10 protein-coding genes are annotated in these 14,421 nt (G+C 44.0%); 1 reads left to right on the top strand and 9 read right to left on the bottom strand.

Going from position 1 to position 14,421, the window contains the following annotated elements:
* The first annotated feature begins 1,361 nt into the window (after window positions 1–1,361).
* Window positions 1,362–2,135, top strand: a complete 774-nt coding sequence (locus tag ACRD7A_RS17415; protein ID WP_430812619.1) for a hypothetical protein — start codon at window positions 1,362–1,364, stop codon at window positions 2,133–2,135.
* Between the two features lie 73 nt (window positions 2,136–2,208).
* Here ACRD7A_RS17415 and folK read toward each other — a convergent pair whose 3' ends face one another.
* From folK to ACRD7A_RS17370, 9 genes are all read right to left on the bottom strand, one after another.
* Complete coding sequence (folK, locus tag ACRD7A_RS17410) at window positions 2,209–2,586, bottom strand: 2-amino-4-hydroxy-6-hydroxymethyldihydropteridine diphosphokinase (protein WP_430812620.1); 378 nt, start codon at window positions 2,584–2,586, stop codon at window positions 2,209–2,211.
* A gap of 4 nt (window positions 2,587–2,590) precedes the next feature.
* A complete protein-coding gene (locus ACRD7A_RS17405; RefSeq protein ID WP_430812621.1) occupies window positions 2,591–2,941 on the bottom strand; it encodes a FolB domain-containing protein in 351 nt (116 codons plus the stop codon).
* 32 nt (window positions 2,942–2,973) lie between these two features.
* A complete protein-coding gene (locus ACRD7A_RS17400; RefSeq protein WP_430812622.1) occupies window positions 2,974–3,696 on the bottom strand; it encodes an SDR family oxidoreductase in 723 nt (240 codons plus the stop codon).
* A 25-nt stretch (window positions 3,697–3,721) separates the two neighbouring features.
* The gene (locus ACRD7A_RS17395; protein ID WP_430812623.1) at window positions 3,722–4,183 is read right to left on the bottom strand and encodes a GAF domain-containing protein; all 462 of its coding nucleotides are present in this window, start codon (window positions 4,181–4,183) and stop codon (window positions 3,722–3,724) included.
* A gap of 285 nt (window positions 4,184–4,468) precedes the next feature.
* The gene (locus tag ACRD7A_RS17390; RefSeq protein ID WP_430812624.1) at window positions 4,469–4,969 is read right to left on the bottom strand and encodes an RNA polymerase sigma factor; all 501 of its coding nucleotides are present in this window, start codon (window positions 4,967–4,969) and stop codon (window positions 4,469–4,471) included.
* Window positions 4,970–5,317: 348 nt separating this feature from the next.
* Window positions 5,318–10,018 (bottom strand): VPS10 domain-containing protein, encoded by a 4,701-nt coding sequence (locus ACRD7A_RS17385; protein WP_430812625.1) that lies wholly within the window; start codon window positions 10,016–10,018, stop codon window positions 5,318–5,320.
* Between the two features lie 102 nt (window positions 10,019–10,120).
* The gene (locus ACRD7A_RS17380) at window positions 10,121–10,531 is read right to left on the bottom strand and encodes a hypothetical protein (RefSeq protein WP_430812626.1); all 411 of its coding nucleotides are present in this window, start codon (window positions 10,529–10,531) and stop codon (window positions 10,121–10,123) included.
* Window positions 10,532–10,768: 237 nt separating this feature from the next.
* Window positions 10,769–12,778 carry a hypothetical protein gene (locus ACRD7A_RS17375; protein WP_430812627.1) on the bottom strand — a complete coding sequence of 670 codons (2,010 nt, stop codon included), beginning with the start codon at window positions 12,776–12,778 and terminating at the stop codon, window positions 10,769–10,771.
* Window positions 12,779–12,806: 28 nt separating this feature from the next.
* Window positions 12,807–14,417 carry a RagB/SusD family nutrient uptake outer membrane protein gene (locus ACRD7A_RS17370; protein ID WP_430812628.1) on the bottom strand — a complete coding sequence of 537 codons (1,611 nt, stop codon included), beginning with the start codon at window positions 14,415–14,417 and terminating at the stop codon, window positions 12,807–12,809.
* Window positions 14,418–14,421: the final 4 nt, after the last annotated feature.

Below are 14,421 nucleotides of genomic sequence, written 5' to 3'. Positions count from 1 at the left end.
ATGCAGGGTTGAGGATTTACATGATGCAGACCATGGGTTGCACCCATAGTTATTTACCTTGAACCACTGCGTGGTTGAGAAACAAATTGAACCTACAACACCATATTTCCCTTGATTAGCTGCAACATCGAATTTCAAATCCCGAAGGGATATACGACAAATAAGCCTGTACGAAGTGCAGGGCTACGATCTGAAATACAAAACAACTGCAAAGCAGTTGAAGTACTTCCCTTATTGGCTTATTTACAGTCAACACCTTCAACCCCATGCAGGGTTGAGGATTTACATGATGCAGACCATGGGTTGCACCCATAGTTATTTACCTTGAACCACTGCGTGGTTGAAAAACAAATTGAACCTACAACACCTCATTTCCCTTGATGAGCTGCAACTTCTAATTTCAAATCCCGAAGGTATATACGACAAATAAACCTCTAAGAAGTGCAGGGCAACAATCTGAAATACAAAACAACTGCAAAGCAGTTGAAGCACTTCCCTTATTGGCTTATTTCCAGTCAACACTTTCAACCCCATGCAGGGTTGAGGATTTACATGGTGCAGACCACGGGTTGCACCCAGGGTTATTTACCTTGAACCACTGCGTGGTTGTGAGATAAATTGAACCTACAACACCTCATTTCCCTTGATGAGCTGCAACTTCTAATTTCAAATCCTAAGGGATATACGGCAAATAAACCTGTACGAAGTGCAGGGCTACAGCCTGATACACAAAACAACTGCAACGCAGTTGAAGCTCTTCACTTATTTACCAATTTCCAGTCAACACCTCCAACCCCATCCGGATTTGGAGTTTTACTGATGCATACCATGGGTTGCACCCATAGTTATTTACCTTTAACCACTGCGTAGTTGAGAAACAAATTGAACCTACAACACCTTATTTCCCTTGATTAGCTGCAATATCTAATTTTAAATCCCGAAGGGATATACAATGAATAAACCTGTAAGAAGTGCAGGGCAACGATCTGAAATACAAAAACAACTGCAAAGCAGATGAAGCTCTTCACTTATTTCCAGTCAACACCTTCAACCCCATGCAGGGTTGAGGATTTACATGATGCATACCACGGGTTGCACCCAGGGTTATTAAAGGAAAACCACGTTGTGGTTTATTGCACATTAAGGTATTATAGGTAATACACTCTAATCCTCTTTGATGATAATCGATTTCAAACCTTGAACCACTGCGTGGTTGTAAACACAGGCATTGCGGGTAAGATATCAACATTTTAAATAATGACTTTTGTCATATTTGGAAGTCGCAAAGGTCATTGTTTATGATTTGTGGACCGCAGTACATTTGCGGCGTTTAACAAAGGCACTGAAATAACTGAAACAGAATGAAAAAGACGGTGTTAATGGCACTGATTGCCATTTTAGCATTACCAATGCAAGCACAAAATACACTGAGCCTCGACTGGGGCAGTACCACTAATTACATGGCGCATGGCCGCACAATGAGTGCTAACCAGGCTTGTTTTCAACCGGGCTTGTATTATGGTATTCCTAAAGGGCCCACATTCATGGCCTGGTTTAGCTTTCCTTACGACCGTGAGCTGAAGGCACTGGATGAGTGGAACATTATTGTTGATTATAACCTGGATCTGCTTGATGCTGACAAGAGCTGGAACATCAATCTACATTCCTACGCCGATTACTGGTTTCTACCGGTTAATGAAGAATCTAATGTACAGGATTATTATCAAGGCATGAAATATAACGGGGGAATTCACCTTCCCTACACAATTTCAAAACTATGGAAACTGAAGGTAAGTGCCGGATATGATTTTTACTATTACCACCAGGTGGGGCGTGATGTGGGCATACGAGCCGGTGGTATACATGAATTTTTAATAAAATTTAACAAAAGCATAAAATCCGTTAACCTAGAGGCGAAGTCCCTGATTAGTAATAATCAAGGAGCGGTAAGCCATGACATTGATCCGGGATGGGGTTTCTTTTCACAACATTTATCATGTTCTGTTGACGCAAAGCTGGTAACTTTGTCAACAAGCGTTAACTATCAGCGTACTATGGATGCTATATTGCCAACAGGCATGGAAAAGCATCTGTTTTGGTTATCAATAAACATTGGGAAACGCTTTATTTTGTAATTTCTTTTCATACCTAGCAAAGGTTAGGTTAATAATGGTGATAAAGGTTAGAGTTGGTTCTGGCGAGCCAACTCTATTTTTTTGTCCATACTTGCGCCACTAACTTTTGCAGGAAATCGCGTGTGTAATAATCATCATCCCTTATATCGTCATCATAAACGATTATATCCAGGTCTATTTCGCGAGGGCCAAAGCGCGGACGGCTTCGATCTCTGCCCAAGGCATCTTCGATGCTTTTAAGTTTGCATTTCAAACTATCATAATCGTCTTCGGTATGCAACAGCACAGCACTATTGGAAAAATCCTCCTGCTGGGTAAACCCAATGGGCTTGGTCACCATTATTTCTGAAGTAGCCTTAACCTGCGCTACTTTGGCCAAAGCTTTCAAAGCTTGCGCAATATGCTTATCAGCGTCAATATTAGAGCCCAAACCGATCACTGCCTCTACCATAGCCCTACTTTTTTGCTGATAAACAGATAGACACACTTTCGGCAAAGCGCAGTGCATGCAGCTTGTCAATCTCCACCTCAGCTGCCAGCACACGCTCATGCGTCATCACCACATCCAGCACTTCTCGTGTCAATGCTTCCAAAAGCTTAAACTGGCTGTTCTCCACCTTCTCAATAATCTCTTTGGTAATACCCCGATAATCCATCGCATCATCGGGTTTATCGCTTGTTTCTTCATTGCCGCTGCGATACTCGATGCGAATATTCAGTAATACATCCTGTCGCTTGCCCAGCTCATGAGGCTTAAAACCCACATAGCTGCGAAGCAGTAGATTTTTTATCCTTAAAACACCCATAGTTTATATTTTGGTTTCAAGGATACAACGATTTACATTAGTAAATGTTGACCGGAATCGCAGTTGATTATCTGTCCCGTTACATTTTCATTATTCAGAAAAAAGGAAATAGTGTCGCCAATATTTTCCAACTCAACCTTACTTTTCATCGGACTATTTTCAACTACCTCATTGAAATAGCCAGCATCTTTTCCTTCGGGCGGCAATACAGGCCCCAGGGCAATGCCATTCACACGAATATGGGGTGACCATTCCAGGGCAGCCATCTTGGTGTATTCTGCCAAAGATTTCTTGGCCAACAGATAAAAGGCATGTGAAGAGGCATTACTATGTATGGCTGCATCAAGCATGGTAATCACCTGCCCTTTACCCCCCCATTTTTTAAATTCACGCCCAATGATGTGCGGTGAAAAAAGATGTATGCCCATCATGCGCTCCATATCGTCATCGCCGGTGTGCTGCAAATCCTTCTTCAAATAATGACTGGCATTATGAATAATCAAATCGGGAAGACCACAGCTGGCAAAGATCTTATTGATGAAGTCGCTCATCTTCTTCCAGTCACTCAGATCGGCCTCAACAACTGCAAATTGCTGCTGTGGGTAGGCTGCCGCCAACTCTTCCCTGAGCTGTTCGCCAGCCGCCCTGCTTGTATTTACATGGATAATAACATCCTTACCCTGCCCGGCCATGTGGCGACATAGGTAAGCGCCCACGCGCCGGGCTCCTCCTGTAATCAGTACCTTTTTAACCATGCCCTTACAACAAAGTAAGGTTCGTTTAGTTCTGATAAATAAGAGCCACTATTTTCTCCAGTCCGAACCGGTCCTCTTCATCAAATGAATTCAATTCGCGGCTATCCACATCGAGCACTGCCACCACCCGACCAGCTTTCCACACGGGCACTACAATTTCAGAATTACTGGCCGATGAACAGGCTATGTGACCCGGAAAATCATGAACGTTGGGCACTACGATTGTTTCTTGTTGATTGATGCCGGCCCAGCATACACCGGTGTCTTTTTTAAGCTTAAGGCAGGCCACCGGCCCCTGATAAGGTCCCACGAGTAGTTCGCCATCAATCAGCTCATAGAACCCCGTCCAGTAGTAATACGAAAACTTATGGTGCAATATTGCATTAATGGTTGCCATGCGCGATGCCGGATTATCGGTAGCAGCAATCAACTCTTTAATTTGTTCATATATACGTTCGTAACGCTTTACCTTCGTTTCTTTCTTCATAATTGCACTATTAATCATTGATAAAATTAATACAAACGGTATTCATTTACCTTACCATCATAAAAAGGGCTAAGCAAATTAAACGCGGGCAAATTACTAAAAAACGCCCTTAGCAAAAACAATCGGATGACCGGGTACTTTCGCCAGCACCCCATCATCCGATAATATTTTGCAAACCTTACTAAATAAACACTTCCGGAATGGTTCTTTATAAGCGCATTATGGTAGAGAACTGTTCCATAATACTTTTATAATGATCTACCATTAGCGAGAAGGATGAAAAAATTAATAATCCTTAAGCATCTCCTGCAACTTTTTGCGCGTAAAGAAAATACGGCTCTTAACAGTACCAATGGGCAAATCCAGCTTCTCTGCAATCTCCTTATATTTAAATCCTTGTGTGTGCATTTTAAAAGGGATACGGAAATCATCATGCAGTTTCTCCACCTTGGAATTCATTTCCATTACGGAATAAACATTTTCAGGGGTTTCGGATGCGTAATTCCTTTTATAGGCCGCACGAATGGCATCTTCGGTACTATCGAAGGTGGTACGCGTTTTTTGTATGCGCCGGTAATTGTTAATAAAGGTGTTCTTCATAATGGTAAACACCCAGGCCTTAAAGTTGGTGTTGTTTACGAACTGCTCACGATAGGTAAGCGCCTTAAGGGTCGTTTCCTGTAACAGGTCTCGTGCATCGTCATCATTGGCAGTCAAGCTTAATGCAAAGTACAAAAGCTTATCCTGCATGCTTAATAATCTCTGATCAAATTGTACTGCGGTCATAATATTGTGTTTTACTTCATTACTAAATTGTTGAACAAATATACTTCAAATGATTTGATCTTACAATATTTTAGGATGCTTTTATCTTTTATTAATTGTGCTATTCTAAATAAGAAACTTACGCAACGCTTACCAAATGGAGATAACCGCTAAAATCCAATGTTCATTCTAAATTACGAGGGTCAATTCACATTGTTAAACAAAAAAGAGTATAAGCTGAACACCGCGCTATGAGCAATAAGGATTAATGCGCCAATAAAAAAGCGCAAGGACCTGAATACAGGCACCTTACGCTTTATCACGTTTCATCATCAGTCACCGGCTAGAACCGAAACAGATGTAAGATGTTTACTTCAACAATACCTTCTGCTGATACACTTTACCATTGATGCTAAGTCTGACAATCTTAAGTCCGCGACTCAACTGAGCCACGGGCAGCTGACGCTCCCAAAGACCGCTTGTTTTATTAAAATCACGAGCTAATACGGCACGGCCATCCACATCATATACCACCACGTTCACCTCGCCCATGAGCGGCGATTGAAATGCCAAATCGATGAAGGAAGTGGCCGGATTGGGGCTTACCCGCAGCACATCAGCTGTCTGCTTGTCTAGCTCAACGCTTGTACCCGCCTCCTGAATAATCACATCATCAATCACCCAACCCCAACCTACAGTATTCAGGTCGGAATGAAGGCGGAAACGGATAAGAATAACATCGCCGGTTTCAAAGAAATCCTGCAGGTTCACAGCATGCTCCTCAAACATACCGATGGAATTTGGTTTAGAGCTTATGTTGGCATAAGCGTTATCCTTATCGGCAAAGGCCTGCCACTTACTGGAATAATCAACATTGTAGGCATCCAGTAGTGGCACCCAAGTTGCACCGTCCTTTGTAGCTTCCAAAATCACATAATCATTGTCAGCGCCACCTAGCATAGCGATATCGCGATAACTCATGAAAGCCTTACCTTCCTCCATCACTTCAATAGGATAGCTTAACAAATAAGTAAGTTCGCTATTATCCGAATAGGGATGAGAAGAGTGAACTGCCCAGTTATTAAACAGCTCATCACTAATTGTGAAATCACCCATAAAATCATCTTTGCGACTTGAGAAGCTGTTCATATATTTTTGCACCGCTTCATTGACCACCACAGTGTTTACCTCAGCATAATCAGTAACTACCACATTAGCACCCAGATACCCTTTCACATGCAAGTGTACCGGATTAGCGACCGGATAATTTTGAATGGCAGAAGTTATTGCCCCAATAGTCACATTATCGAAGGCTTGCTGCAATTCATCTTCCATATAAAGCTCAACTTTATCATAGGCTTGCATAGCGTTAATGGACACCCCAATAGCACCTTGTGGATTAATACCGGCCGCGAGTTTTAGTTGACGGGATTTGGCCGCAGTCTCCTGAATCTTTAAATCATCAATAACCCAACCGTAGCCTGTTTTTGCTTCATCAGAATACAACCTAAAGCGAAGTAAAATAACATCACCGGGGGCAAATGAATCATGGAGATTAATAGTATGATCTGCAAAAAGCGACTCATTCTTAGGTATAGCGCTAATACCGCCTGATGCGAACTCCTTCCACTTATCAAATGCATTTACATCATACCCATCTTTTAATGGAAGCCAGTTTATTCCGTCCCTCGTGGCTTCTACCACCACATAATCCCAGAACTCTTCATCGCCATAAACAGCATTGGCGCTACCGGGCTCTATCAGCGCAATATCGCGATAACTAATCACTGCACTTTCAGCTGCAGGCACTACTTCAATGGGATATTTGAGCATGTAGGTATTGTTCTGCTTAACCGCGTAAGGATGTTGGCTATGGATCGCCCAATTATTAAACAACTGCTCAGACACGCTAAAGTTGGCACCCTCAAAGTCATATTGATGGGTAGTAAATGAGTTAACATAACCCTGAAGAGGCTCATAAACCATGAAGTTATCCACATCAACGTAAGCCGAAACGGCTACCTGCGTTCCCAACTTACCTTTCGCCTGCACGCCAACAAAAGGACTATCAGAGTCATAGGCAATCGCTTCCCGAATAACACCCGGGCCTATATTTTCATAAGTTTTACTCAGCTGATCATCGATGTACAACTCCAACACATCATACCCTGCTTCCAGGCTTATTTGAACAGCAATGTTACCTTGTGGATCTTTACCGGCATCCAAAACCGGCTTCTTGAGTAAATCAGGTATCTCAGGCATATCAAGGGTCCAAATGCCTAAGCCATGTGTACCCACCACTAGCTGCTTACCTACAATTTTCATGTCCCAGATACATACGGCCGGCAAGCCGTTATTGGCATAGTGCCAACTAAGTCCTCCATCGGTGGTTTCAAAAATCCCAATCTCTGTTCCAGCCCATAATACATTGGCATCCTGCGGCATGGCCACTAGTGAATAAACCGCCACATTCGGAAAACCATTGCTACTTTTCCCGTCTTGAAATTGAGTTAAATCAGTCCAACTAGTCCCTCTATCATCAGTATAAAGAATTTTGGGATGACCATTTTGAGCAAATAGAACATAAGCCGCATCTTCGTTTGTGGGATGCGCCACCAACTCAGAGATGTAGGCACCTACTCCACCTGGTGTTGAGACCGGAGTAAAGCTTAAACCGCCATCATTGGAAAAAGCCAGGCTATTGGCGCCTGACATGGCATTACCCGCCCACACGAACTTACTGTTCACCGGGCTGACGGCAATATGCGGAAAGTCACTTCCATAATTCCAGGTGCCGACAGGCATTTTAACCAACTGCCAGTTTAATCCAAAATCAGTTGAGCGCCACACGCCGGAGGCTCCACCCACAAACATGAGTTCAGGATCAGATGCTTCATTGGCTATGCGCGTAACAAATGGTGCCTTATCTCCCACATCACCAATGGCTGCCTCGCGCCACGACTGACCACCATTATAGGTAATTTTAATTTGGTTGTTATAAACCGACATGGCCATTTTTTCAGGATCTGTGGAATGCCAAGCCGTTTCAAAGCCATCACCGCCCCACTTATTAACCCAGGCACTATTTTCAACCGGGTCTTCAGGTGATTGCCAGGTTCCGTTATCCTGCGTTCCGCCAAAATACATGTTTTTGCCCGGATGCTTCGACACTCCATAAAACTGTGAAGTAACATAGCCTGCGGTGCGCTCCTCCCAGGTAGCTCCGCCATCATCGGAGATGAACATACCCCCATCGTTACAATTCACAATGCGGAACGGTGAACCAACACCTTCAACAATCGCAAGGTTATGGTGGTCGGCATGCGAATAATTAGCGGCAGAACGCGGATACCATACACTTATTTTTTCAGATGTAATTGCACGGCTTTTTAATGTGTAAGCATCCAGCAGAATGCTTGATACAGGCAGGCTCGCAGCATTCCATGTAAAGCCTTCTGCCAGACGCGGGTTAAGCACGGCAATACGCTGATATGCGGCGCCCCCGGTTGCGCTTATCTCAGCAGAGGCAGTGGCTGAGTAATCCACCGCATGCACATAAAACTGTTCGGCCTCGGCATTACCGGGTTCGTACACCTGATCATTGTTTTTATCCAGGAAAGAAACCATTAATTGCTTACCGGTGCTTTTATCCACAGCCGTAAAGGGCACATCAATATAATCGGCGTACTGAAGATCGGCAGCCGCAGGAAGCGCTGCACTTGAAGAACTGGTAAAGCGGTGAGCCTTTTGAGAAACTCCGTTACCGAAAGAAATTTCAACATCGGTAAATAAATTACTGTTATCAGAAATTATTTTTATACCGCCGGCAAGATATTCGCCACCCAAATCGGACCAGGACAGAAAGTCGCTATTGGTTAGCTGTACATCAAATACGGAAGTGCCGGCTTGATCCACCTCATCGCCTAAGACAACACTATACATATCGATACCTCCTACAAACAACTTAGTGGCATCGCCGGGATTAACCACCATGGTATTATTGTACCATCCCTGACTACCTAAAAATTCAACTTTGGGGCTCGGGCTGGTTAATGCCCAATTGTCACCTCCATCAAGCGAAACGTAAAGATCAGAAGAACGTGTTAAGGCATAGAGATAATCAGGATTGGCCGAAGAGGTAGCCAACTCAATACGCCCTTTCATCAGCGATTTACTTAAAGACCAGGTGCGACCTCTATCGATGGACATGAGGATGCCCGTATTGTTATCGCTGGCGTAAAGGGTATTAAAATCATTGGGTCGGGCGCGCAGATCCTGTACTTTTTCTGCAGCGGCATACACTTCAGTCCAGGAGGCTCCTCCATCAACACTTCGATAGATACCCGTATTAGTTGCTGCCAGCACAATACCAGCGTCCAACGGGTCGATGAGTAAACGACTTACATAGGTAAAACGATCGTCGTCGATGGTGGAGGGCAAGTGTGTCCATGAAAGTCCCCGATCAATGGACTTGAAAATACCATTTCCCTTAATGGCATCCATATTACCAAAGCCTTCGCCTGTTCCAGCGTAAATAACATTATTATCGGAAGCTGCCATCTCCAGCGAAGCCACAGATAAGTTGGGCCACTCCTTGGTTAAACAGTTCCAGGTGAAACCACCGTCGGTAGTTTTCCATACACCGCCACCCACGGGGCCGGTAAACCAGGTATTGCCACTTGCATCATCTGGGTCGATAATCAGGCCACGCGTACGTCCACCCACATTACCGGGGCCACGCGGCTTCCAGTCAAGGGCTTGTGTACTTTTGAGCTGAGTCGCTTTTAGTCGTGCTTTTTTCAACTCCTTGAAGGCACTGTTAAACACATACTCCTTATCAGGATCGCCACCCGTCTTCAGCATGTAAATATGCTCCAAAAACTTATCCGGCTTATCCGGTTTGGCGTAACCGTGTTTACGGCGCTCAATTTTAGCATCTATCTGTTGCTGAATGAGTCGTTCAGAGGTCTGAAGTGCTTTCTCAGCTGAGGAATCGCTCTTATGCCGGGTAAGGAATATGCCGATACCAACAGCAAAAAGTACAACAAATAAAAAAATACTCTTTCTCATAGGATTTGATTTATTTCTTAAGGATTAATACCGGCTCCGGCGCTCACACTTCCTGCTCGCATCAGGCAATAGCCTAGGAAAGCTATTGCAGAACAGGTCATATCATCTAGGCGGCAGGGTCACCTTTTCTAAAGTTTTAACATTAATATAATACTCACGCATGGCCCGATCCGTTTCTGCATCATTTGATTTCACACCGGGTCTTGACTTAACAAAGAGGGTTTCGTTATTGTACCAGCTCACCTGCGCATTGTATTTTTGCTCCACATAAACAATCTTCTGCTTTTGCGCATCGTAAATGGCAAATTTCAGCGCATTAACGGGCACCTCCATGCTTGGCTCCTTTGCCTGTGTAACCACCACAAAGCTACCTGTTGAATTGGGCGTAGTATTTACAGCACCCTCAAAATGAGCCTCAATAGCCTTATGTAAGTTACGATCGATCATCGTTTTTTTTGCTACCTGACAGTGCGTAGTGAGCACAAGCAACAGCGTAAGCTTAAGTAGCTTCATGCCTTGGGTTTTAGTTTTGTATTAAAACGTTAAAGTTAGGAAATTAGAACTTATTAACAACCCCCTTAAGGGCTACATAAAGGGCAAACACATTTAAGGGTTGAATCCCTTCAGGATTCAAAAATAATATCGTTTTATAATGTGGCTATCCTGCAGCTGCATCTTTCGGATTCCTGTGTAAAAAAAGAGGGTGTTGCACGCAACACCCTCCCTTTTAGTCTATACTTATTTTCCACATTAGAAAATTATTGCATCGTCCAAATTCTTTTTTACGGCTTTAGGGTTGATTTTACCCTGCACCTTAAAGTTATGGCTGCGCTTAGCTTCTTCTTGAGTCCACGAAATTTCACCCTGAACTCTAATGGCAGGTGTTGACACCGATTTTGTGCTTGCCTTACCTGCCGGTACTGGTGTGAATACCATGTTATAGTACGCAGCTAGCCAACCTCCAAGAGATTCAGATCTTAAAAGATAACCAAATGCTACACTTGTTGGTGCCACAACTATTTGGCCGGGTAAATTCATCATTAACTCAATAATCTCAGTGCCTCCTGGACCTTCTTCAGAAAAAGTATACAAGGTGACATCATTCTCTTCGAAATCTGCCAAAGCCTGTGGCGCTACAGAAATATTGCCCGTTACCGGATCAAAAGTAGCCACAATCTCTTCAGCATAAGTAACGCCGGTGATTACTAAAGTATTGGCCTCGGCACCTTCGGCGATGGTCACATTCATATTGGCAGGTGATCCACCTTGAAACAGACTAGGCCCGGTCATTACGAAATCTCCCAGATAGTCGGCCATTTCGTAAGTTGGCGCTGCCTTACCGTAGTAGTACACCTCGTCAAAATCGCCAATAATGGTACCATCTTTATAATGGAACATCAGTCCTAGTGTATAAACGCTAATCCCCTTAGCATTTACTTCCACTGTTGACTTAAGGTTGGGGCTTTGCGATACATATACCTCTTCCCCAAAAATATTTAATCCGGTAGCCTGCATATCCGGAATTTCTAACTTACCACCTTCGGGATAATAGAAAGCGAGTCCTTTACCTTCGACATATAAGTCGGCAAGGTAATACAGATTCTTATAATCACTCTCTTCGTTCTCGGGATCGGCATCGATGGCCTTGGCAAAACTCTGCGGCCAAGCCTCATCGTAGGCATTGGACCAGAATTCACTTACCTGACCGGCAATAACCTCATAATCAACGTCATTGTAATCTTCAATCTTAAGATTGGCCTTTATATAGGCATCCTTAGTCAGATAAATTAAGGTAGGTGTATCGGCTATACGAGGTGCTCCCTCATCATAATCTGCCATACTAATGAATAGCGAACTTTCGCCAAAGGTTACAACTTCATTACTCAAAGTACCCAAAGGATACTCATCAACTTTATCAGATAAAAAAGGATAAATCGATCCTATGCTAAACATACCATACTTCCATACTGTACCAATCTCATGTGGTGTCATAGTTACCTTACCTGATATACCTTCCGGGTCATCAATCTCGATAACAGTGTAGTAGTCTTGACTCTCATCGAAATCGCCAGGCCAATTATAAGGATAACCATCATAGATGCCATCTTCATCAGGAGTGGCAACATACTCGGGACCATCTGAGCCATCAACCCATTCTCCGGTTACAGGGACTCTATAGGCATTTTTGAAGCGATAACGAACCGAGCTACCCAATTGTGCTTTCTCCGCCCAAACATACATAGGGAGCAAGTCAACACCATAGAACGCACTAAAAGTCCCATCTATATAAACCATTGGTTCAGCCATTGGCACCCATTTCACACGCGATACTGCGGTAGAAACATAGGGTTTGGTGGCAGCGTAGGGATTTACAAACTGATCGCCTTCAACAGCAATTTTCAGTTTATAGGCAGTTCCTTCACCGGCATCGGGGAAGGTAACTTTAAATTCCGCTTCGGCTTCGCCGGCAGCAAAGGTAACACTGGCAGGCACCTGAAAAATATCATCCGTATTTTCTTCAACGGTCAAAGGCACTTCTGCCGCTCCTTCAGTTACACCCCGCGATACGGTCAGCATGATCTCTTTGGCATCGGCAGGCTCCAACTCAAACATCGAAGCATTCGTGTTTGGAAAGAATACATCCAGGCAGCCTTCGGGCACCGCCGGACTTGGCTCAACGGTGTCTTCAAAATCGTCACAGGCTGTAAATACAGCTGCGGCAATCATGAATAAAGCAATATATAATTTTGTTATTTTCATGTAATTAATCTTTTTGTGGTTAAACGCATTACTCTACATCGGGTACAGGCTTTGGATCCGGTGATGACGGATTATTATCCCCTTCGCTAATAGCCGGGTTGGCCTGTATTTCTGCCTCAGGTAAACGCCATAACAATGTGTTATCACCGGCAGGAATGTTAAATACCATGGTAGCGTTAGGATAACCGGCACCACGACGATCTACACCCTTATTAAGGCGCATAATATCAAACCATACCAGGCCTTCGCCCCAAAGCTCGATACGACGCTGACGGAATACCTCTTCCTGAATGCCTTCAGGATCAGCTGCCGGGCATACATAATCGGGGTCACGATAGGTTTTCACAAAGTTTTCCAAGGTAGTTTTACCATCGCCTCCACTCATGGCTTCGCCTTCCGCCTTAATCAAATGCATCTCTTCGATGCGCATCATAGGAATATCATTGGCGTTGGTTGCAGTTTCTGCCTCATTCTTATAAGGTGCAAATTTCACCTGGGTATAAGCTTTGTAACCATATGCTTCCATCGATGCAGCAAATTCGGGCGACAGGTTATCAGAGCTTTTGTTTTCGTCTAACCACCATCCTTTACGGGCGTCGGCATCACCTATAGTGGCATACAGCTTCTTGTTAATCTGGCGTCCTTTATTATAGTTGGCATAACCGTAGTTCAAGGAGCCCATGTGCGAAATCCAGTTGACAATACCGGAAGTTACTACGCGGTCGGTTTCTGCAATTAAGATACCCCACATCCAATTAGACTCATTGGCAGTCCAAAATGCGGGCTTACTAACATCTTCAATACTCGCCGGGGTAGCCTCCGAAATTTCAATGGCTTTAGTAGCATCAGCAGCTGCCTCGGCATACTTATGCATGGTTAAGTTAACACGCGCACGCAGTCCGTAGGCTACCGCCAGATTAATATAACGCTTATCATCTCGCGTCACGTCGGCTTCTTCAGCAGCTGTTAACAAAGTAATGGCAGTATTAATATCGGCATTAATCAGGTCATATACTTGCTGTACAGTAGCACGGGGAGCACCCTCAAAAGCCACGTTTTGAGCATTCTCAGGAGTAACAATCGGCACACATGGCTTACTTTCGTTGCCCACATAGTTAAACTGATATAACTGCGCCAGCACCCAATAACTAAAAGCCCTTGTGGCAAGCCCCTGGCTTAAAAAGTACTTGGATGTTGGATCTTCAGTTGCCGGATCGATGGCGGCAATCACATTGTTACAGTTTGAAATAATCTTATACTGATTGTTCCACACAATCTGACATTCGCGTGAGGTATAAACACGGTCGGAATACTCCAGGCTGCTGGTTGTCCAGTTATAGCCATTATCGTCCTGCACCACATCGAAGCCATTGGCATCGGAAAACATCATTAGGGATGGATAGCCAATGTCATGGTGATTCACCCTGTTTAAAACATTCTCATTAGGTGCATACTGACTAAACTGAGCATAAATACCGGTTACACCAGCCGCCGCTTTAGAAGGATCTTTGTCATACACATCCTGCTTTTGCTCTGTGGTGATGATACCACCCTCCGGCACTGTATTTAGGTTGTCTTCACACCCGCTGAAAAACATCAGGGCGGGTGCCACTAACATATATAATAATTTCTTTTTCATATCA

The sequence above is a fragment of the Carboxylicivirga longa genome (assembly GCF_050589825.1).
GTDB lineage: Bacteria > Bacteroidota > Bacteroidia > Bacteroidales > Marinilabiliaceae > Carboxylicivirga > Carboxylicivirga longa.
This window is presented reverse-complemented; position numbering and strand designations above follow the sequence as displayed.